The organism is Pseudomonas sp. p50(2008) (assembly GCF_015351605.1).
GTDB lineage: Bacteria > Pseudomonadota > Gammaproteobacteria > Pseudomonadales > Pseudomonadaceae > Aquipseudomonas.
This window is the reverse complement of sequence record NZ_JACMYF010000001.1, coordinates 851,232-870,991: the sequence shown is the minus strand read 5'-3', so window position 1 is coordinate 870,991 and position 19,760 is coordinate 851,232. Positions and strand designations below refer to the sequence as shown.

At 59.2% G+C, this 19,760-nt stretch carries 19 protein-coding genes; 7 read left to right on the top strand and 12 right to left on the bottom strand.

The window, feature by feature from the left end; all coding sequences use genetic code 11:
• The first annotated feature begins 27 nt into the window (after positions 1-27).
• Together H7698_RS03890 and phnN are read left to right on the top strand one after the other, a co-directional pair.
• Positions 28-438 (top strand): hypothetical protein, encoded by a 411-nt coding sequence (locus tag H7698_RS03890; RefSeq protein ID WP_194690643.1) that lies wholly within the window; start codon positions 28-30, stop codon positions 436-438.
• A gap of 301 nt (positions 439-739) precedes the next feature.
• Positions 740-1,306 (top strand): phosphonate metabolism protein/1,5-bisphosphokinase (PRPP-forming) PhnN, encoded by a 567-nt coding sequence (gene phnN / locus H7698_RS03885; protein ID WP_194690642.1) that lies wholly within the window; start codon positions 740-742, stop codon positions 1,304-1,306.
• Positions 1,307-1,358: 52 nt separating this feature from the next.
• On the opposite strand, the gene H7698_RS03880 is transcribed toward phnN, so the two are convergent.
• The gene (locus tag H7698_RS03880; RefSeq protein ID WP_194690641.1) at positions 1,359-2,564 is read right to left on the bottom strand and encodes an MFS transporter; all 1,206 of its coding nucleotides are present in this window, start codon (positions 2,562-2,564) and stop codon (positions 1,359-1,361) included.
• Between the two features lie 890 nt (positions 2,565-3,454).
• Here H7698_RS03880 and H7698_RS03875 point away from each other — a divergent pair.
• Together H7698_RS03875 and H7698_RS03870 are read left to right on the top strand one after the other, a co-directional pair.
• The gene (locus tag H7698_RS03875; protein ID WP_162435950.1) at positions 3,455-3,826 is read left to right on the top strand and encodes a DUF6124 family protein; all 372 of its coding nucleotides are present in this window, start codon (positions 3,455-3,457) and stop codon (positions 3,824-3,826) included.
• 158 nt (positions 3,827-3,984) lie between these two features.
• Positions 3,985-4,383, top strand: coding sequence for a RidA family protein (locus tag H7698_RS03870; RefSeq protein ID WP_194690640.1), 399 nt, complete (start codon positions 3,985-3,987; stop codon positions 4,381-4,383).
• Positions 4,384-4,499: 116 nt separating this feature from the next.
• Here H7698_RS03870 and H7698_RS03865 read toward each other — a convergent pair whose 3' ends face one another.
• The 8 genes from H7698_RS03865 to gcl form a co-directional block, all read right to left on the bottom strand.
• Positions 4,500-5,498: a sulfate ABC transporter substrate-binding protein gene (locus H7698_RS03865; RefSeq protein ID WP_194690639.1), complete on the bottom strand. Its 999-nt coding sequence runs from the start codon at positions 5,496-5,498 to the stop codon at positions 4,500-4,502.
• A 105-nt stretch (positions 5,499-5,603) separates the two neighbouring features.
• Positions 5,604-6,428, bottom strand: a complete 825-nt coding sequence (locus H7698_RS03860; protein WP_162435953.1) for an ion transporter — start codon at positions 6,426-6,428, stop codon at positions 5,604-5,606.
• Positions 6,429-6,449: 21 nt separating this feature from the next.
• Positions 6,450-7,364 carry an urea transporter gene (locus tag H7698_RS03855; RefSeq protein WP_162435954.1) on the bottom strand — a complete coding sequence of 305 codons (915 nt, stop codon included), beginning with the start codon at positions 7,362-7,364 and terminating at the stop codon, positions 6,450-6,452.
• 202 nt (positions 7,365-7,566) lie between these two features.
• Positions 7,567-8,982, bottom strand: coding sequence for a pyruvate kinase (pyk, locus tag H7698_RS03850; RefSeq protein ID WP_162435955.1), 1,416 nt, complete (start codon positions 8,980-8,982; stop codon positions 7,567-7,569).
• Complete coding sequence (locus tag H7698_RS03845; protein WP_194690638.1) at positions 8,972-10,252, bottom strand: glycerate kinase type-2 family protein; 1,281 nt, start codon at positions 10,250-10,252, stop codon at positions 8,972-8,974. The genes pyk and H7698_RS03845 overlap by 11 nt, the downstream gene beginning before the upstream one ends.
• 174 nt (positions 10,253-10,426) lie before the next feature.
• The gene (locus H7698_RS03840; RefSeq protein WP_162435957.1) at positions 10,427-11,317 is read right to left on the bottom strand and encodes a 2-hydroxy-3-oxopropionate reductase; all 891 of its coding nucleotides are present in this window, start codon (positions 11,315-11,317) and stop codon (positions 10,427-10,429) included.
• 212 nt (positions 11,318-11,529) lie between these two features.
• Entirely contained in the window at positions 11,530-12,312 is a 783-nt protein-coding gene (gene hyi / locus H7698_RS03835) for a hydroxypyruvate isomerase (RefSeq protein WP_194690637.1), read from the bottom strand.
• A 144-nt stretch (positions 12,313-12,456) separates the two neighbouring features.
• Positions 12,457-14,232, bottom strand: a complete 1,776-nt coding sequence (gene gcl / locus H7698_RS03830) for a glyoxylate carboligase (RefSeq protein WP_194690636.1) — start codon at positions 14,230-14,232, stop codon at positions 12,457-12,459.
• 267 nt (positions 14,233-14,499) lie between these two features.
• On the opposite strand from gcl, the gene H7698_RS03825 reads away from it, so the two are divergent.
• Positions 14,500-14,940: a GlcG/HbpS family heme-binding protein gene (locus H7698_RS03825; RefSeq protein WP_194690635.1), complete on the top strand. Its 441-nt coding sequence runs from the start codon at positions 14,500-14,502 to the stop codon at positions 14,938-14,940.
• Positions 14,941-15,151: 211 nt separating this feature from the next.
• Entirely contained in the window at positions 15,152-15,610 is a 459-nt protein-coding gene (locus tag H7698_RS03820) for an REP-associated tyrosine transposase (protein WP_194690634.1), read from the top strand.
• 129 nt (positions 15,611-15,739) lie between these two features.
• On the opposite strand, the gene H7698_RS03815 is transcribed toward H7698_RS03820, so the two are convergent.
• Complete coding sequence (locus tag H7698_RS03815) at positions 15,740-16,345, bottom strand: TetR/AcrR family transcriptional regulator (protein ID WP_194690633.1); 606 nt, start codon at positions 16,343-16,345, stop codon at positions 15,740-15,742.
• A gap of 134 nt (positions 16,346-16,479) precedes the next feature.
• Between H7698_RS03815 and H7698_RS03810 the strand changes: the two genes are divergently transcribed.
• Entirely contained in the window at positions 16,480-17,394 is a 915-nt protein-coding gene (locus tag H7698_RS03810) for a DUF808 domain-containing protein (RefSeq protein WP_194690632.1), read from the top strand.
• A gap of 186 nt (positions 17,395-17,580) precedes the next feature.
• Here H7698_RS03810 and H7698_RS03805 read toward each other — a convergent pair whose 3' ends face one another.
• Both H7698_RS03805 and H7698_RS03800 read right to left on the bottom strand, forming a co-directional pair.
• Complete coding sequence (locus tag H7698_RS03805; RefSeq protein ID WP_194690631.1) at positions 17,581-18,369, bottom strand: MlaA family lipoprotein; 789 nt, start codon at positions 18,367-18,369, stop codon at positions 17,581-17,583.
• On the bottom strand, positions 18,362-19,660 hold the full coding sequence (locus H7698_RS03800; RefSeq protein WP_162436046.1) for a serine/threonine protein kinase: 1,299 nt from the start codon (positions 19,658-19,660) through the stop codon (positions 18,362-18,364). The genes H7698_RS03805 and H7698_RS03800 overlap by 8 nt, the downstream gene beginning before the upstream one ends.
• Positions 19,661-19,760: the final 100 nt, after the last annotated feature.

Genomic DNA, 19,760 nt, shown 5'->3' with positions numbered 1-19,760 from the left:
CAGTCCGGGACAACAAAGGAAGCGCCTATGATCGCCATCGCTCGTATCACCCTCATCACCATGGTCATGGGGTTAAGCGCATGTGCGGTCCAGCGGCCGGAGCCAACGCAAACGCCGCTGCCACCGATCCCGCCCTCGCAGCCCAGCCCGACGCCCTCGACGTCGCCAACGCCGAGCAAGCCGAGCATTCCGGCCAAGCCTGCAAAACCGTTGCCGCGCACGTCCGCAAGCTTCGCGCCGCCACCGGGTGGTAACAGTCACTGGGATGCCAAGCTAGGCGTCTATGTGCTGGATGATCAGACCAACACGTTCTATCGCCAGCGCACTTACTATCGGTGGAACAACGGCTGGAGCCGCTCGATCAGCCCGAACGGGCCTTGGGAAGATACCGATATCCATGGCGTGCCGGGTGGTTTGGGGCGTCAATTCGGACAGTGATACATAGATAAAAGCGCTGCGCATACATTCGTGGCGAGGGGACTTGTCCCCGTTCGGCTGCGCAGCAGTCGTGAAATCAGAGTGCGCGGTGTACCTGATACACCTGGGTTGCGGCTTTTGGGGCTGCTTCGCAGCCCAACGGGGCGGTGCGACGTTTCGCTAAATCCCCTCGCCACAAAAGTATGCGTACCTCTGAGGTTCCCTTCTTGTTCCTGCTGGAAAAGTTTCGGGTATACGTATTGATCGGGTACACCCCCAGCGTCGTTCAACATGCGCGGCGATAAACGAAGAGGGTGTTTTGATGGCGGGCAGGATGATCTATCTCATCGGACCTTCAGGTTCGGGCAAGGACAGCCTGCTGGATGCCGCACGAGCGCCTTTGGCCGAGCGCGGCTGTCGCGTTGTGCGGCGCGTCATCACCCGCTCGGCGGAAGCCGTGGGGGAGGCGGCACTAGGCGTCAGCCTGGAGGAATTCCTGGCGATCGAGGCGCAGGGCGGATTTGCCCTTAGCTGGCGCGCCAATGGCCTGGCGTATGGCATTCCACGTGACATCGACGATTGGCTGGCAGCGGGGCACGACGTGCTGGTCAATGGCTCCCGCGGTCATTTGCCGGCGACGCGCCTGCGTTATCCGAACCTGCTGGTGCTGTTACTAACCGTGGACCAAACCGTGCTGCGCCAGCGCTTGCTGGTGCGGGGACGTGAATCGGTCGACGAGATTGACGCACGATTGGCACGCAATGCGCGTTTCAGTGAACACCTGCTCGCAGAGCACGATCCGGCGTTGTGCGTGATCGACAATTCCGGGCCGCTGGAGCACACGGTCGAACGCTTGTTGGACTGCATTGACGGGCACCCCATTAAATAATGGAAGCGGCTTCTGACTGGAACTCCGCGTCGCCCGCCATGCGTTTTAAGGGTTAGGCCGCTGCCAGCGACCCCCTCTGCGAAACACTCAAGAACCGCACCAGCGCCAGCAGCGCAAACGCGCTGCCGACAATCACGATCCACAACCAGCCGCCATGCTCGTACACCGCACTGGCTACCGAAGAGCCGAACGCGCCGCCAATAAAGATGCTGGTCATGTACAGCGCATTCAGGCGACTGCGGCTCTTGGCGTCGAGTGCGTAGACCGCACGTTGGCCAAGCACCATGTTCATCTGCACACAGAAGTCGAGCACTACGCCCGTCACCGCCAGACCGATGACGCTGTAGACCGGGTGGATGAAGGCCGGAAGAAAGCTCAGGCTGGCGAACACCAGCGCCAGCAGAGAGGCGATACGGGTATGACCCGCGTCTGCCAGCCGTCCAGCTATGGGGGCCGCGATGGCGCCGATAGCCCCGACCAGAGCAAAAATCGCAATCTGGGTTTGCGACAAACCGTGATTGCGCGTCAGTTCCAGCGGCACGGCGGTCCAGAACAGGCTGAAGGTCGCGAACATGCAGCCCTGGTAGAAAGCACGCTGACGCAGCACCGGTTGTGTCCGCAGCAGTGTCCAGAGCGAGCCCAATAGCTGACCATAGGTGGCGCTGTGATCAGGCTCACGCTTGGGGATGGTCAGGGCCAGCACAAGGCTGATAGCCGCCATCAACACCGCCGCAATGACAAACATTGCCCGCCAGCCGAAGTGGTCAGCCACCACGCTGGACACTGGTCGCGCCAGCAGAATCCCCAGCAACAAACCGCCCATGATCCCGCCGACCACACGTCCGCGGGTTTCTTCCGGTGCCAGGTGCGCCGCCAGTGGAATCAGAATCTGCACCGACACCGAACTGAACCCCACCAGCAATGAAATCAACAGGAACACGTTCGGCTGATCCGTAAACGCCGCGCCCAGCAAACTGGCTATCGCCACCAGCGTGGTGATGATCATCAGCCGGCGGTTTTCCAGCAGATCGCCCAACGGGACGAGGAAGAACAGGCCCAACGCGTAGCCAATCTGGGTCAGCGAAACAATCAGGCTGGCCATGGTGCTGGTCAGGCCGATGTCCGGTGCGATCAGGCCGATGATCGGCTGGGCGTAGTAGATGTTGGCCACAATCGCGCCGCAGCAAAAGGCGAAAAGCAGCACCATGCCTCGGGTCATTGTCGCCGTGCCGGTGGGCACTGAGGTCGCTGGATTCATAACGTGTCTCGCTGAACAATAGGGGACTGCATGCAGGCTAAGCGGCAGGCTGAAACGGCGGAAGAGTGGTTGGACTAATAGTGATCATTCCCTTGCGGAATGAGTGCTGCCCAGTTGCGGATTGATTTCGAGGCTTGATGATACATTCACTTACATCCTGTTCGATAGCGTGCTTATCTTCTTGCTTCTCGATTTGTTGTGAATAGGGTTTCCGGGGGATTGGAGTCAGCAGAAAGTGGAGGGGAAGATCGTAACCTTCGTCACCCAAAGCGCTAACGGCACGTTAACGGCTCAATTGATCTCGGCCGGCAAGGACGGTGTTACACCGCCGATGTAGGCCATAGCGCTCAACCTCTGTAGGAGCAAAGAAGATTTGATTGCGTACAAGCGAGCCTGCTCGCGATGGCGTTTTAACAGTCAACAGTGATAGTGATTGTACTGGCCTCATCGCGAGCAGGCTCACTCCTACAGTGGGTCTGTGGTGCAGGCACAATTGCGTGTCTGGCGACTATTTATTGTAGGAGCGAGCCTGCTCGCGATGGCGGTCTGAAAAACATCGCATCATTTGCGTGTAGGCAGGAGGCTACGTCACCTTGCGTCGTTGCCTACAACTACTTCAGAATCCGCCGGCTTGTGCGCCTTGGACACCTTCCGTAGCTTGCTTTCCGTCACTGCTCATCAGTGATCGGGTCTGCAAGCCCGCCGGAATACCAGTCGCACAGCGATGCCATAAGGACACTTGTTTGTGTCCGCTAGAATGGCGGCTTTGCGCGGGAGACCTTCGGGTCTGCCGGGTTCCTGGTTTCCCGGTCTTGCAGACCCGCGCATAGCTGCCACCCATCATCTGCAAGTGATGTTGGCGGCTCCTTCGGTTAACCAGGAGCATCACCATGTTCAAACCAACCCCCAACCCCCCGGAATCAGACGGCGAAAGCACAACCCCCGACGCTTCAATCCACTCCGGCATTCCCACTGACTCTCCCCATGACACCCTTCAGGATTACCTGAAATCCGGCGGCCAAAAAAGCACTGACACCCCCCGCAAACCCACCCCCCTGTTCACGATCGCGCCCGATATCGACACCGAAACCTTGCTGGCCCACGCCTGCGAATCCCTGGCCTCGGCGAATGTCATGGCCAGTGATCTGGCAGGGTTTCTACACGGGCCCTACCGCAACGCACTACTGGGCATTGCGCAGATCGTCATGCTGGCCGAACTCGCAGTGAACCGCGCGCTGGACAACATCGACCCTCAAGCGTAACGGCTAAATCTGAGGCGAGGGAGCAAGCTCCCTCGCCACAAAACGCCGTTGTTTTCGGTTGTTACATGTCCAGATATTGCAGCCGTAGTGTTTCCCATGGACCCTGAAACGACGCTGGTTTAGCTTCCTCGGTTCGTTCAACCAACAGGGAGTTTTCCATGCCGATAACAACGATCAACCCGTCAACCGTCTTCAACTCGCTCCAATACGGCTTCAGTCAGGCGGTTGAGGTGAGCAGTGGGCGTCGCGTGCTGTTGTCGGGTCAGGTGGGCGTTGATGAGCAGGAGCGTACCGTTGCGACAGGCCTCTACGGGCAAACGGTGAAAGCCTTCGAGAATATCCAAAGCATCCTGGCCGGGACCGGCGGAGACCTGTCCCACGTGGTCATGATGCGGATCTACATCGCCGAATCTGTGCGAGATGAACAGGATCAGATCACCCGCGTATTGCTGGAACGGTTCCCGGACAATCCACCCGCGTCTTCGTGGATCATCGTCAGTGGGCTGTCATTGCCGCAGTGGCTGATCGAGATTGAGGTTGAGGCGGTCATTCCTTGATAGAGCCGGAGTTCTTCGCAGGCACCTCGCTTTGCTCCCACAGGGGGGCTGTACACTTTTAGAGCCCGCAAAAAAAGGCGACCTTCTCAGGTCGCCTTTTCGTTACCGCTCAGCGATCACTGACCGCTGTAGATCTGATCAAACACCCCACCATCATTGAAGTGAGTTTTCTGCACGGTGCGCCAGTCGCCGAAGGTCTTCTCGACCGACAGGAAGTCCACTTTCGGGAAACGATCGGTGTACTTGGCCAGCACCGCCGGGTCACGCGGGCGCAGGTAGTTGGCCGCGGCAATTTCCTGGCCTTGCGGGGACCACAGGTATTTCAGGTATTCCTCGGCGGCGGCGCGGGTGCCTTTCTTGTCGACGACTTTGTCGACCACCGACACGGGCGGCTCGGCTTCGGCGGAGACGCTTGGGTAGATGACTTCAAACTGTTCGCGACCAAACTCGCGGGCAATCATTTCCGCTTCGTTTTCGAAGGTCACCAGCACGTCGCCGATCTGGTTGGTCATGAAGGTGGTCGTGGCTGCACGGCCGCCGGTGTCCAGTACAGGCGCTTGCTTGAAGAGCTTGCCGACGAAGTCTTTGGCTTTGCTCTCGTCACCGCCGTTTTTCAGCACATAACCCCAGGCCGAAAGGTAGGTGTAGCGCCCGTTACCCGAGGTTTTCGGGTTTGGCACGATGACTTGCACGCCATCCTTGAGCAGGTCCGGCCAGTCTTTCAGGGCTTTCGGGTTGCCCTTGCGGACGATGAACACGGTGGCCGAGGTGAACGGTGCGCTGTTGTTCGGCAGGCGGGTAACCCAGTTGTCCGGGACCAGTTTGCCGTTGTCGGCGAGGGCATTGATGTCGGTGGCCATGTTCATGGTGATGACGTCAGCCGGCAGGCCGTCGATGACCGAGCGCGCCTGTTTGCTGGAGCCGCCGAAGGACATCTGCAGGGTGATGTTTTCGTTGTGCTCGGCCTGCCAGTGTTTCTGGAAGGCAGTGTTGTAGTCCTTGTAGAAATCGCGCATCACGTCGTAGGAAACGTTAAGCAGGGTCGGAGCGGCCTGAGCCATGCTGGTCAGAGCCAGGCCAGCAGCCAGAAGCGAGGCGCCAAAGATTTTTTTCACTGCGCATTCCTTGTTCGAAAAGTTGTTTTTTATTAAAAGTGAGGCAATTTGCCAGCGACTATAACGGGAGCCGAATAGTCCTTTAAAGATTAAAAAGCTCTTTGCTTATTCCATTTTCTTGAACAGTTGATTGCCGCACCGCGAGCAAAACGCGGCGCCCGCTTCGTGGCTGTTTTTCTTGCACACCGGGCAGTCGTGTTGCAGCTGTTCCCCGCGCATGGCGTTGGCCAGTTCAGCGGTGAAAATCCCTGTCGGTACGGCAATGATCGAGTAGCCGGTGATCATCACCAGCGACGAAATCACCTGGCCCAAGGGCGTCTTCGGCACGATGTCGCCAAAGCCCACGGTGGTCAGCGTCACGATGGCCCAGTAGATGCCTTTTGGAATGCTGGTAAAGCCATGCTCCGGGCCTTCGATCACGTACATCAGTGTGCCGAACACGGTCACCAGCGTGCACACGCTGACCAGGAACACCACGATCTTCTGCTTGCTGCCGCGCAGCGCCGACATCAGGTAGTTGGCTTGCTTGAGGTAGGGGCTGAGCTTGAGCACGCGGAAAATCCGCAGCATCCGAATGATCCGGATGATCAGCAGGTACTGCGCGTCGGCGTAGTACAGCGCGAGGATGCCGGGCACGATTGCCAGCAAATCCACCAACCCGTAAAAGCTGAAGGCATAGCGCAACGGCTTGGGGGAGCAATACAACCGCAAGCCATACTCGATGGCGAAAATGATTGTGAAGCCCCACTCGATATACGCCAGCACGTTGGCGTAGTTCTGGTGGATCGAGTCGATGCTGTCGAGCATCACAATCACAATGCTGGCGAGGATGATCAACAGCAAAATGCCGTCGAAGCGCCGTCCTGCCTTGGTGTCGCTCTGGAAAACCATGACGTAAAGCTCTTCACGCCAGTTTCTGCTGCTGTCCATGGATACCGCCTGAACCAATGATCAGCGAAGCCTAGGTTGATTCTCCTCCAGAGCGCAAGGCGTATGGGCAACAGAGGTTTTGCGGCGCATTTGAACAACCGAGCGGATTAGCCAGCAAGCGAGGATGAACGGCGCGGTCAGCGTCGGCAGACCAAGGGTGGCAAACACCGGCGTGAGCAACAGCGCCGTGGCGATACCGGCCAGCGGTAACCAGGGTTTTTCGCGCTGTGAGCTGAAGGCGAGGGCGGCGAGCACGGCGTTGTAGCCACCGAGGCCGATCAAGGCGGTATAGAAGTCGTGGTGCAGCAGGCTCCAGCCCATGCCCGCGACAGACGCCAGCAACGCCCAGCAAAACGCGCGGCGATCAGCGATCAGCAAACCCGTCGCAATCATCGCGCCGGCCAGTGGATGACCGAGGAACATCACCTGGCCGAGGCCTTTGAACGGTGCGGCGAGCATGTTCTGCGTGTTGATTTCGATCAGGTGCGCGGTGGTCGATGGCGTGGCGAAGCACAGCAGCAACCAGCCCAGGCCCACGAAGGGCGCCGTGTAGGCCGGCAGGTATTGGCTGAAGCGCGCGCGTTTGAGCCACTGTTGAGTGACCATCGCACTCAGCCCGCCTGCGGCGATGATCAGCGGGGGTAACAGCGCTGACCAGGGGAAATACAGGCTCAGCAATAAACCGAGCAGGACACCGTTGTAGCTGAACAGCCCAGCCTGGCGATCGGCCTTGGCGTAACCGCGACGTTGCGCGGTGAGCAATCCGGCGACGCCACCCAGCAGCGCGCCGCCGAGCAGGGTGGGCGCGGTAAAGAGAATGGCGAGCAGGCACAGCAGACCGCACAGCGGATGGCGCTGGAGGAAGATCTGACTGAATCCGTTGAGCAGAGCAGTCGCCCAGTCGGGGCAGTGGGTGTTGAAGTGGTTGGCGGGCATGATGGAATCTAGGGCAGAGGAAAATCAAAGGACTTGCAGGTTCCTGTGGCGAGGGGATTTATCGGAATGCCGCACCACCCCGTTGGGCTGCGAAGCAGCCCCCAATCGGCAAATGCGGTTTTTCTGTTGGAACCGTCACGCCAAAACGCCGACTGCTGCGCAGCCGAACGGGGATAAATCCCCTCGCCACAAAGGGTAATCGCTAGATCAACGTCTCGATACGCAACGAGTTAGTCGACCCAGGCTGCCCAAAGGGCACACCCGCGGTGATCAACAACGTGTCGCCACGCTGAGCCATGCCCTGCGCTTGCGCGATCTCAAGTGCCGTCGAGCACACTTCATCTACCTGGCGCAGCCGGTCATTGACCACCGAGTGCACGCCCCACGCCACGGTCAAGCGGCGCGCGGCCTGCAGGTTCGGTGTGAGGTTGAGAATCGGCACCGTCGGACGCTCGCGCGCCGCACGCAGACTGGACGTCCCCGACTCGCTGTAATTCACCAGCACCGCCACCGGCAACACGTTGCTGATACGACGAATCGCACAGCTGATCGCATCGGAAACAGTGGCCTCGGCTTTTGGCCGACTCACGTCCAATTGAGCCTGGTAGTCCGGGCCGTTTTCCACCTGGCGGATGATCTTGCTCATCATCTGCACGGCTTCCAGCGGGTACTCGCCGGACGCGGTTTCCGCCGACAGCATCACCGCGTCGGCCCCTTCGGCCACGGCGTTGGCAACATCGGTCACCTCGGCGCGGGTCGGGGCAGGGGAGAAGCGCATGGATTCGAGCATCTGTGTCGCCACCACCACCGGTTTGCCGAGCTGGCGGCAGATGGTGATGATGTTCTTCTGAATCTGCGGCACGCTTTCGGCGGGTACTTCAACGCCCAGATCGCCACGCGCCACCATGATCGCGTCGCTCAGCTCAGCGATTTCGCGCAATTGAGTGACCGCCGATGGCTTCTCGATCTTGGCCATCAGAAACGCTTTGTCGCCGATCAATGTGCGGGCTTCGCGAATGTCTTCCGGACGTTGCACAAACGACAGCGCCACCCAGTCCACGCCCAGTTCCAGGCCGAAGCTCAAGTCGCGACGATCCTTGGCGGTCAGCGGGCTCAATTCCAGCACCGCCTGCGGTACATTCACGCCTTTGCGGTCCGACAGCTCACCGCCGTTCAGCACGGTGGTATCGATGGCGTCGGCGTATTTGGTGACCACTCGCAGGCGCAGCTTGCCGTCATCGAGCAGCAGGTCCATGCCCGGCTCCAGCGCGGCGATGATTTCCGGGTGGGGCAGGTTAACGCGGCGCTGATCACCCGGAGTCGGGTCCAGGTCCAGGCGCAATGCCTGGCCACGCACCAGTTGCACTTTGCCCTCGGCGAACTTGCCGACCCGCAGTTTCGGGCCTTGCAGGTCCATCAGAATGCCCAGCGGGTAGTTCAGCTGGCGTTCGACTTCACGAATCCACTGATAACGCTGCGCATGATCCGCGTGATCGCCGTGGCTGAAATTCAAACGGAAAATGTTGACCCCGGCCTCGACCAGCTCACGGATGTCGTCGATGCCATCGGTGGCCGGGCCGAGGGTGGCGAGAATTTTGACCTTTTTGTCAGGCGTCATTTTTAGGGCTCTCGAGAATCAGGATGGCGCGGAAGTCATTGACGTTGGTGCGCGTCGGCTCGGTAACGATCAGGGCGTCGAGTGCCTCGAAGTAGCCGTAGCCATTGTTGTTGTCCAGCTCATCGCTGGCGCTCAGACCCAACGCGGCGGCGCGGGCATAGCTGTCCGGGGTCATGATGGCGCCGGCATTGTCTTCGGAGCCGTCGATGCCGTCGGTATCACCGGCCAGTGCGTAAACGCCGGGCAAGCCTTTGAGGCTGTCGGTCAGGCTCAGCAGGAACTCGGCGTTGCGTCCGCCACGGCCATTGCCGCGCACGGTCACGGTGGTTTCGCCACCGGAAAGGATCACGCACGGTGCCGGCAGTGGTTGCCCATGCAGCACCACTTGGCGCGCGATGCCGGCGTGAACCTTGGCCACTTCCCGGGACTCGCCTTCCAGGTCGCCGAGGATCAGTGGGCTGAAACCGGCCTGACGTGCTTTCACCGCGGCCGCTTCAAGCGACTGCTGGGGCCGGGCGATCAGCTGGAAATGACTGCGTGCCAGGCTTGGATCACCCGGTTTGACGGTTTCCGATTCCGGGCTCTGTAGCCAATCGCGTACGGTCGCCGGGACGTCGATGCCATAGCGCTTGAGGATTGCCAGCGCTTCGGCGGAGGTGCTTGGGTCGGCCACAGTCGGGCCGGAGGCGATGACCGTGGCGAGGTCGCCCGGCACATCGGAAATCGCATAGGTATAAACAGTGGCAGGCCAGCAGGCCTTGCCGAGACGGCCGCCTTTGATCGCCGAGAGGTGTTTGCGTACGCAGTTCATCTCGCCGATGGTGGCGCCGGATTTGAGAAGGGCTTTGTTGATCGACTGTTTGTCGGAAAGGGTAATCCCGGCCGCCGGCAGCGCCAGCAATGCAGACCCCCCGCCTGACAGCAGGAAGATCACGCGGTCGTCTTCGGTCAGGTTGCTGACCAGTTCCAGCACGCGCTTGGCGACGGCCAGACCGGCTGCGTCGGGCACCGGGTGGGCAGCTTCGACCACTTCGATTTTTTCGCACGGGGCGCCGTGGCCGTAGCGGGTAACGACCAGGCCGGAGACTTCACCCTTCCAGCAACGCTCGACCACTTGGGCCATGGCGGCGGCAGCTTTGCCGGCGCCAATGACGATCACCCGACCGCTGCGATCAGTCGGCAAGTGAGCTTCGAGGACTTGTTGAGGATGGGCCGCGTCGATGGCGGAGGCGAACAGGTCGCGAAGAAATTGTTGCGGATCGATCGACATGGCGAGCTCCCGGAATTCTTGTTATTGGGACAAAGCGAAATCAGGTGTTGCGACGCGGTCCTGTGGAAGCTGGCTTGCCTGCGATTCAGGCGACGCGGTATTTCGGGCAGACCGAGTCGATACTATCGCAGGCAAGCCAGCTCCCACAGGGACCGAGCCAGCTTCAGATTGTTGTTATTTATCGCGGATCGAGAAATTCGCCATGTGTTCCAGACCTTTGATCAGCGCCGAGTGATCCCAGTTGCTGCCACCGATGGCCGCGCAGGTGCTGAACACTTGCTGGGTGTTAGCGGTGTTCGGCAGGTTGATGCCCAACTCGCGAGCACCGGCCAGGGCCAGGTTCAAGTCCTTCTGGTGCAGGCTGATGCGGAAGCCCGGATCAAAGGTGCCTTTGATCATGCGCTCGCCGTGCACTTCAAGGATTTTCGACGAGGCGAAACCGCCCATCAGCGCTTCACGCACCTTGGCTGGATCGGCACCGTTTTTCGAGGCGAACAACAGGGCTTCGGCGACGGCCTGGATGTTCAGCGCAACGATGATCTGGTTAGCCACTTTCGCGGTCTGACCGTCGCCATTGCCGCCCACCAGTGTGATGTTCTTGCCCATGGCCTGGAACAGCGGCAGTACGCGTTCAAAGGCATCGGCATCGCCACCGACCATGATGCTCAGGGTCGCGGCTTTGGCGCCGACTTCACCGCCTGACACTGGCGCGTCGAGGTACTGGGCGCCTTTTTCGTTGATTTTTGCAGCGAAGGCTTTGGTGGCGGTTGGGGAGATCGAGCTCATGTCGATCACGACTTTGCCTTTGCCAACACCGGCGGCGATGCCGTCAGCGCGGAACAGCACGTCGTCGACCTGCGGGGTGTCCGGCACCATGACGATGATGAATTCAGCTTCCTGAGCGACTTCTTTCGGGTTCGCCAGGGCGACGGCGCCAGCGGCGATCAGGTCGGCGGGCGCAGCGTCGTGGTGTTGCGACAGGAACAGGCTGTGACCGGCTTTCTGCAGGTTCAACGCCATTGGGTGGCCCATGATGCCAGTGCCGATAAATCCGATTTTAGCCATGAGAAATTCCTCTTATTGTCTTGCTCCCGACCCTGAGTCGGTGAGCTTTGTGGCGAGGGGATTTATCCCCGTTGGGCAGCGAAGCGGCCCCAAATTTGTTTTCGCTGTGAGTCAGGTAGAGCGCATGTGCCGGTTTTACGACTGCTTCGCAGCCGAACGGGGATAAATCCCCTCGCCACATGGGCTCGCTCCCACAAGGGTTCTGCGTCAGATCAAATTGCGTTATGGGTTTTGAGCCAGCCCAGGCCGGCTTCGGTGGTGGTCAGCGGTTTGTATTCACAGCCGACCCATCCCTGATAACCGATGCGGTCCAGGTGTTCGAACAGGAAGCGGTAATTGATTTCACCGGTGCCAGGTTCGTTGCGTCCCGGGTTGTCGGCCAACTGGATATGGTTGATCTCGCCCAGGTGCGCAGCCATGGTGCGGGCCAGGTCGCCCTCCATGATTTGCATGTGATAGATGTCGTATTGCAGGAAGAGGTTGGCACTGCCGACCTGTTCGCGAATCGACAGGGCTTGCGCCGTGTTGTTCAGGTAGAACCCCGGGATGTCGCGGGTGTTGATCGCTTCCATCACCAGTTTGATGCCCGCCGCCTGCAGCTTGTCGGCTGCGTACTTGAGGTTGGTGACGAAGGTTTTTTCGACCGTGGCGTCGTCGACACCTTGTGGACGAATACCGGCCAGGCAGTTGATCTGGGTGTTGCCCAGCACTTGCGCGTAAGCGATGGCCAGGTCGACACCGGCGCGGAATTCTTCCACCCGATCCGGCAGGCACGCGATGCCGCGTTCGCCCTTGGCCCAGTCACCGGCCGGCAAGTTGAACAGCACTTGGGTCAGGCCATTGGCGTCGAGCGTGGCTTTGATTTCAGCCGAGCTGAAATCGTAAGGAAACAGGTACTCGACACCACTGAAACCAGCCTTGGCGGCAGCTTCGAAACGGGCAAGGAAATCCTGTTCGGTGAACAGCATGGACAGGTTGGCTGCGAAACGCGGCATGGTGGTCTCCTGTAAATTCAGTTCCCTGTAGCAGCTGTCGAGGTACGAGGCTGCGTTGGGCTGCGAAGCGGCCCCCGGCGGCGGTCCTGCGGACACGCAACGCAGCCTCGTGCCTCGGCAGCTGCTACAGGTACAAGGTCGTTCTTAATCCAACAACGAAATCGCAGTCGGTGCGTCGTTGCCGACCAACGCCAGGTCTTCGAATTCGTTGACGGCGTTGATCTCGGTACCCATGGAAATGTTGGTCACGCGCTCCAGAATGATCTCGACGATGACGGGCACCTTGAACTCTTCGATCAGTTCCTGAGCCTTGCGCAGGGCAGGCTGGATCTGATCCGGTTCGAACACGCGCAGTGCCTTGCAGCCCAGACCTTCGGCCACTGCGACGTGGTCGACACCGTAACCGTTGAGTTCCGGAGCGTTCAGGTTATCGAAGGACAACTGCACGCAGTAGTCCATATCGAAACCGCGCTGCGCCTGACGAATCAGCCCCAGGTACGAGTTGTTTACCACAACGTGAATGTACGGCAGCTTGAACTGCGCGCCCACGGCCAATTCTTCGATCATGAACTGGAAATCATAGTCGCCCGACAGCGCCACGACCTTGCGGGTCGGGTCTGCCTTGACCACGCCCAGCGCAGCCGGAATGGTCCAGCCCAATGGGCCCGCCTGGCCGCAGTTGATCCAGTGGCGAGGCTTATAGACGTGCAGGAACTGTGCGCCGGCAATCTGCGACAGACCAATGGTGCTGACGTAGCAGGTGTCTTTGCCGAACACCTGGTTCATCTCTTCGTAAACGCGTTGCGGCTTGACCGGCACGTTATCGAAGTGAGTCTTGCGGTGCAGGCTGGCTTTACGCTGTTGGCAATCTTGCAGCCAGGCGCTGCGGTTTTTCAGTTTGCCGGCAGCTTGCCACTCGCGAGCAACTTCGATGAACACGGTCAGCGCGGCAGCGGCGTCGGAAACGATGCCCAGGTCCGGGGTGAACACGCGGCCGATCTGGGTCGGTTCGATGTCGACGTGAATGAATTTGCGGCCTTCGGTGTAAACGTCAATCGAACCGGTGTGGCGGTTGGCCCAACGGTTGCCGACGCCCAGCACCAGATCGGACTTGAGCATCGTCGCGTTGCCGTAGCGGTGCGAGGTCTGCAGACCCACCATACCCACCATCAACGGGTGATCGTCCGGGATCGTGCCCCAGCCCATCAGGGTCGGGATAACCGGGATACCGGTCAGTTCAGCGAACTCGACCAACAGGTCGGCCGCATCGGCATTGATGATGCCACCACCGGCAACCAGCAATGGACGCTCAGCTTGATCGAGCATGGCCAGGGCCTTCTCGATTTGCACGCGGTTCGCGGTCGGCTTGGCCAGCGGCAGAGGCTCGTAGGCGTCGATGTCGAATTCGATTTCAGCCATCTGCACGTCGAACGGCAGGTCGATCAGCACGGGGCCTGGACGGCCGGAGCGCATTTCGTAGAAGGCTTTCTGGAACGCGTAGGGCACTTGGCCCGGCTCCATGACAGTGGTCGACCATTTGGTGACAGGTTTGACGATTGCGGTGATGTCGACGGCCTGGAAGTCTTCCTTATGCATACGGGCGCGGGGTGCTTGCCCGGTGATGCACAGGATCGGGATCGAGTCGGCCGAGGCGCTGTAGAGCCCGGTGACCATGTCCGTACCGGCAGGGCCGGAAGTGCCGATGCACACGCCGATGTTGCCAGCCTTGGTGCGGGTGTAGCCCTCAGCCATGTGCGAGGCGCCTTCAACGTGGCGAGCGAGGACGTGATCGATGCCACCGACCTTCTGCAGGGCGGAGTACAGCGGGTTGATCGCGGCGCCAGGGATGCCAAAAGCGGTATCAACCCCTTCACGGCGCATCACCAGAACGGCGGCTTCGATTGCTCTCATTTTGCTCATGGTTTTGTGCCTCTTACGTTTTGTAATTGTATACAAGTGGCTTTGCGCAGAGTGTATTCACGGCGGACGGCGCAGGTCAATCCATTTTCTCAAGCGAGTGTTTCATTCGTCGGAAGCCGGTTCTACTGTGGCTTTTCGTCGCATGTCGCGCTTTTCGATAATTATTGTATACAAAAAAATAACTCATTGTGTTCTATTTGTCGCATCGGACTGCGGCACTTCGGCGCAGTCCACTGGCTTTCCCTATAACAAAATGAGGACGGCACCATGAGCGCTTTAACCTTGAAAGTTGCAGTCAACCTGACCAGTCAGGCCATCTCCGCTGCGCGTGCAATCAACGCAGCGCCTTTAACCATCGCCGTGCTGGACGCTGGCGGCCACCTGATCTCCCTGCAGCGCGAAGACGGCGCCAGCCTGCTACGCCCGCAAATCGCCATCGGCAAAGCCTGGGGCGCCATCGCGCTGGGCAAAGGCTCGCGCCTGCTGGCACTGGACGCCCAGCAACGACCAGCCTTCATCGCGGCATTGAATAGCCTGGGGCAGGGCAGCGTCGTGCCGGCACCGGGTGGTGTGCTCGTGCGGGATGAGGACGGGAATGTGCTGGGGGCGGTGGGGATCAGCGGGGATTTGTCGGATGTTGATGAACAGTGCGCGATCAATGCGATTGAGGCGTTGGGGTTGCGGGCGGATGCGGGGGTGAGTGCTTGATTTTGTGGTGATTGATTAACCGCTATCGCGAGCAGGCTCACTCCTACATGGAATTCGCGGTGGTCAGACATTTTTTTGTCCGGCCACGATCGGTGTAGGAGTGAGCCTGCTCGCGATAGCTATTTAACCGACACATCCTGCCTTTAGTTTGACCCACCCATTTGAATCCGCAGGCTAGCCTTCTAATGACCTGATCATTGGAGGCAAAGGAATGCCGGATTTACCTGCTGCAAATCGACTGCGAGTCGGACGCTATGCCGAAGCCAGCCGAATTTATCTGCTAACCACTAACACATTTCACCGGACCCCGATTTTCAGGGATTTCACCTTGGGCAGGTTGGTGGTCGATCAATTTCGAAATGCACAGAAACTGGGCTTTGCAAACTCATTGGCCTGGGTCGTAATGCCCGATCATTTTCATTGGTTAATTGAGTTGCAGAAGGGATCTTTAAGTGAGCTGATGCAGAAAACCAAGTCTATGAGTACTAAAGCCGTGAAGCAGTCTACCGGTCTAACCACGAGTCTGTGGCAAAGAGGATTTCACGACCGGGCACTGCGCAGGGAAGAGGATTTGGTAAAAGTGGCTCGATATGTAGTCGCCAACCCGCTGCGGGCTGGACTGGTGGAAACACTTGGCGATTATCCGTTGTGGGATGCTATCTGGGTTTGAGCTGAAACCGAGTTGCCTTCATCGCGAGCAGGCTCACTCCTACAGGGATTTGCGTTCACCGCAGAAGTACTGGGCACTGAAGATCCCCTGTAGGAGAGAGCCTGCTCGCGATGGCGGCAATCCGGTCTATCAGTCCGGCTCACACCCCTTCAGCACCAACCGGATAATCGTCTGCGCTGCCGCTTCGTAATCGTCTTCATCCAGCTTGGCCTTGCCGGTAATGGCAGTGATCTGCCAGTCGAAGTCGGCGTATGTCTGGGTTGCTGCCCAGATGCTGAACATCAGGTGATTGGGGTCGATGGTTGCGATCTGCCCGCGGTCGATCCACGTCTGAATGCAGTCGATGTTGTGCTTGGCCTGGCTGTTGAGCTGTTCCACCAGGTCAGCGCTCAAGTGTGGGGCGCCGTGCATGATTTCGCTGGCGAACACCTTGGAGGCAAAAGGCAGGTCGCGGGAGATGCGGATTTTCGAGCGAATATAGCCGCTCAGCACTTCACTGGGCACACCGTCGGCGTTGAATGGCGTCGAGGCCTGCAGAATCGGCTCGATGATGCTTTCCAGGACCTCGCGGTAGAGGTTTTCCTTGGATTTGAAGTAGTAGTAGACGTTGGGCTTGGGCAATCCCGCCTTGGCGGCGATGTCACTGGTTTTGGTCGCAGCGAAGCCCTTGTCGGCAAATTCTTCACTGGCGGCACGCAGGATCAGTTCTTTGTTGCGCTCGCGGATAGTGCTCATAAACCCGGTGGTTCCTTGCCTGTGCTGGCGGTTGCGCATGGTAGCACCGGCTTCGCGCGGCGCTCAAGAATGCCCCGTCGCGCTGTGGGCAGGCTATGCTGCGCAGCATTCACTCTTCGAAGGAAAACTCATTCATGGCAGGAAGCAGTTTGCTGTTGCTGATCGACGACATCGCCGCGGTACTCGACGATGTGGCGTTGATGACCAAAATGGCTGCCAAAAAGACCGCTGGCGTACTCGGTGACGACCTGGCGCTCAATGCCCAGCAAGTGTCCGGCGTGCGGGCCGAGCGGGAAATTCCGGTGGTCTGGGCTGTCGCCAAAGGGTCGTTTCTTAACAAATTGATCCTGGTGCCCTCGGCGCTGGCCATCAGTGCATTCATTCCCTGGCTGGTCACACCGTTGTTGATGGTCGGTGGCGCTTACCTGTGTTTTGAAGGTTTCGAGAAACTCGCGCACAAATTCCTGCACAGCAAGGCCGAGGATCAGGCCGAGCATGCACAGCTGGTTGAAGCCGTAGCCGATCCGGCGACCGATCTTGTGGCGTTCGAAAAGGACAAGATCAAGGGGGCCATTCGCACCGACTTCATTCTGTCAGCGGAAATCATCGCCATTACCTTGGGCACTGTGGCGGGCGCTTCGCTGACCCAGCAGGTCATCGTGCTATCGGGCATTGCTATTGTGATGACGGTGGGTGTTTATGGCCTGGTGGCAGGCATCGTCAAACTTGACGATCTCGGCCTGTGGTTGACGCAGAAGCCCGGTCAGATGGCCAAAAGCATCGGCAACGGGATTCTGCGCGCCGCGCCTTACATGATGAAAAGCCTGTCGGTGATTGGTACGGCGGCGATGTTTTTGGTGGGCGGCGGGATTCTGACCCATGGTGTGCCGGTGATTCATCACTGGATCGAAAGCGTCAGCGCAAGTGCAGGCGGGGCGGGTTTTATCGTACCGATGTTGCTGAATGCCGTGGCGGGGATTGTGGCGGGTGCGGTGGTGTTGGCTGGGGTGATGGCTGTGAGCAAACTCTGGAAGGCTCTCAAAAACTGAAGCCTGGCACTCAACAATTGTAGGAGTGAGCCTGCTCGCGATGGCGGTATGTCAGTCAACATTAACGTTGAATGTCATATCGCTATCGCGAGCAGGCTCACTCCTACAGGGAATATGTGGTGTTGTTAACTGCATGAAAAAGGCCATTCGATTTGCATCGAATGGCCTTTTTTGTCGCCGCCGAACTTACTCGGCGATCTGCAACTTGCGCGACTCGGTGTACACGTAGCGCACTTTCTCGTACTCGAATGGCGAGTTCAGCTGACCATAGCGGAAGCTGGTCTGGTAACGACGGTCAACGCCGCGCAGCATCCAGACTTCAGGATGGTTCGAGCTGACTTCCGAGACGTTCAGGAAGTTGATCGCCGACTCGGCACTGAAGTCCACGGCCAGGCCACCGGTGTCACGGATGTTGGAAGGACCGAGGATCGGCAGCACGAAGTACGCGCCGCCCGGCACGCCGTAGAAGCCCAGCGTCTGGCCGAAGTCTTCACTCTGGCGCGGCAGGCCCATGGCGGTGGCAGGGTCCCACAGGCCGGCGATGCCGATGGTGGTGTTGAGCAACAGGCGTGCGGTGGTTTCCATCGAGCGCTTGCCTTTGAACTGCAGCAGGCTGTTCAACAGGTTCGGCACATCGCCGATGTTGTTGAAGAAGTTGCTGACGCCGGTGCGCAGGAAGCTCGGGGTGATATAGCGATAGCCATCGACGACGGGCAGGAACACCCATTGGTCGAAACGGTAGTTGAAGTGGTAAACGCGACGGTTCCACTGTTCCAGCGGGTCGTAGACGTTCAGCGCGTTGAGCGTCGAGCGTTCGAACTCGCGCTGATCCAGCCCCGGGTTGAAGTTGAGTTTGCTCAGCGGCTCTTTGAAGCCGTCACTGTCGACGACGACAGGGGCGTTGGCTTTGCTGTTGTCGGCATTGGCGACGCCTGCACAGAGTAACGCTGCGATAAGCAGGAGATATTTAGCCACGGAAGAACTCCAGCATGGCGTCGCTGTTGACGCGGTAATTAAGGTTGCCGCAATGGCCGCCCAATGGGTAAACGGTCAGGCGGTCGCCGAAGGTCTTGCGCAGGAAACCGAGGTCGCCCGGGCCGAGGATGACGTCGTCGGCGTTGTGCATGACGGAGATTTTCGGGCTGTCACGCAGGTAATCCTTGAGCGCATACAAGCTGACCTGGTCGATCAGTTGCAGCAGGCTGCCGCCGTCAGTGCGAGCGCGCCACATCGGGATGACCTGTTCGGTGATGTAGCAATCGAAGTCGCACTGCAGCGCACGCTTGAGGAATGGCGTGAGGCTGGTGCCTTCGGTGATCGGGTATTTCGGCGGGGTGATCAGGCCGCGGCGGTTGATCAGGTCCGAGGTAAAGGCAATGTCGGCCGCCGAGAAACGGAACGAAGTGCCAATGAGCATGGCCATCTGTTCGTTGGTCAGGTGCTGTTTGGACTGCTGGAAGTCGTAGAGCAGCGCATCGTTGAGGTCGATGTAGCCTTTTTGCTGGAAGTAGCGGGTCAGTTTGTTCAACACCAGTTCATAGAACGTCGTGCTGTTATTGATGCCCTTCACCTCGGTCTGAACGAGTTTGTCCAGATTGGTGATGGAGGTGTAGAGGTTGACCGGCGGGTTGAGCAGCAGGACTTTCTTGAAGTTGAAGCTGCGACGGGTTTCGTCCAGGTGCGCGACGAACGCGGCATCCAGTGCGCCGAGGCTATAGCCCGTCAGGTAATACTCGGTAACCGGCACTTTCGGGTTTTGTGCTCGAACCGCCTGCATCACCCGGTACATGTCTTCGGCATCTTCCTTGGTGATGCCCGGGGTCGCGAAGCGTGAGGCGGCGCTGATGAAGTCGAAGCTGGTCGGCGACGACAATTGCACAACGTGGTAACCCGCTTTGTAGTAGAGCTTCTTCAGGTACTCGTTAAGGCTGCTGTCATAGCGCGCACCGGTGCCGGCGATCAGGAAGATCAGCGGCGCCGCTTTATCCTGGGTCGCGATACGGTAGGTCAGTTTTTTTACCGCCCAGAAGTTATCCGGCAGTTCGAAGGCGCGCTCCGGTCGCAGGGTAATGCTGCGATCCTCCTGATTGATGTCGTCGTCCAGCGGCAGCTCCGGACGCAAGTCCGGTGGGGTCGTGGCAATGGTCGCCTCGAACGGGTTGGTCAAGGGGTAGCCATAACTGGCGGCGTCGATGTCGACCGCCAGTGCGGACGCACTCAAAATAAGGCCGCCAAACAGGGCGGCGAAGCGCAAGGAACGGAGCATGACTAGATCCCTTAGAGGAAGGTGCCGGATGAAGTTCGCAGGCTATGACCACAGGTTCGGCGCCAAAGTGCCACGCATCGGCACCAAACTGGCTTAATTC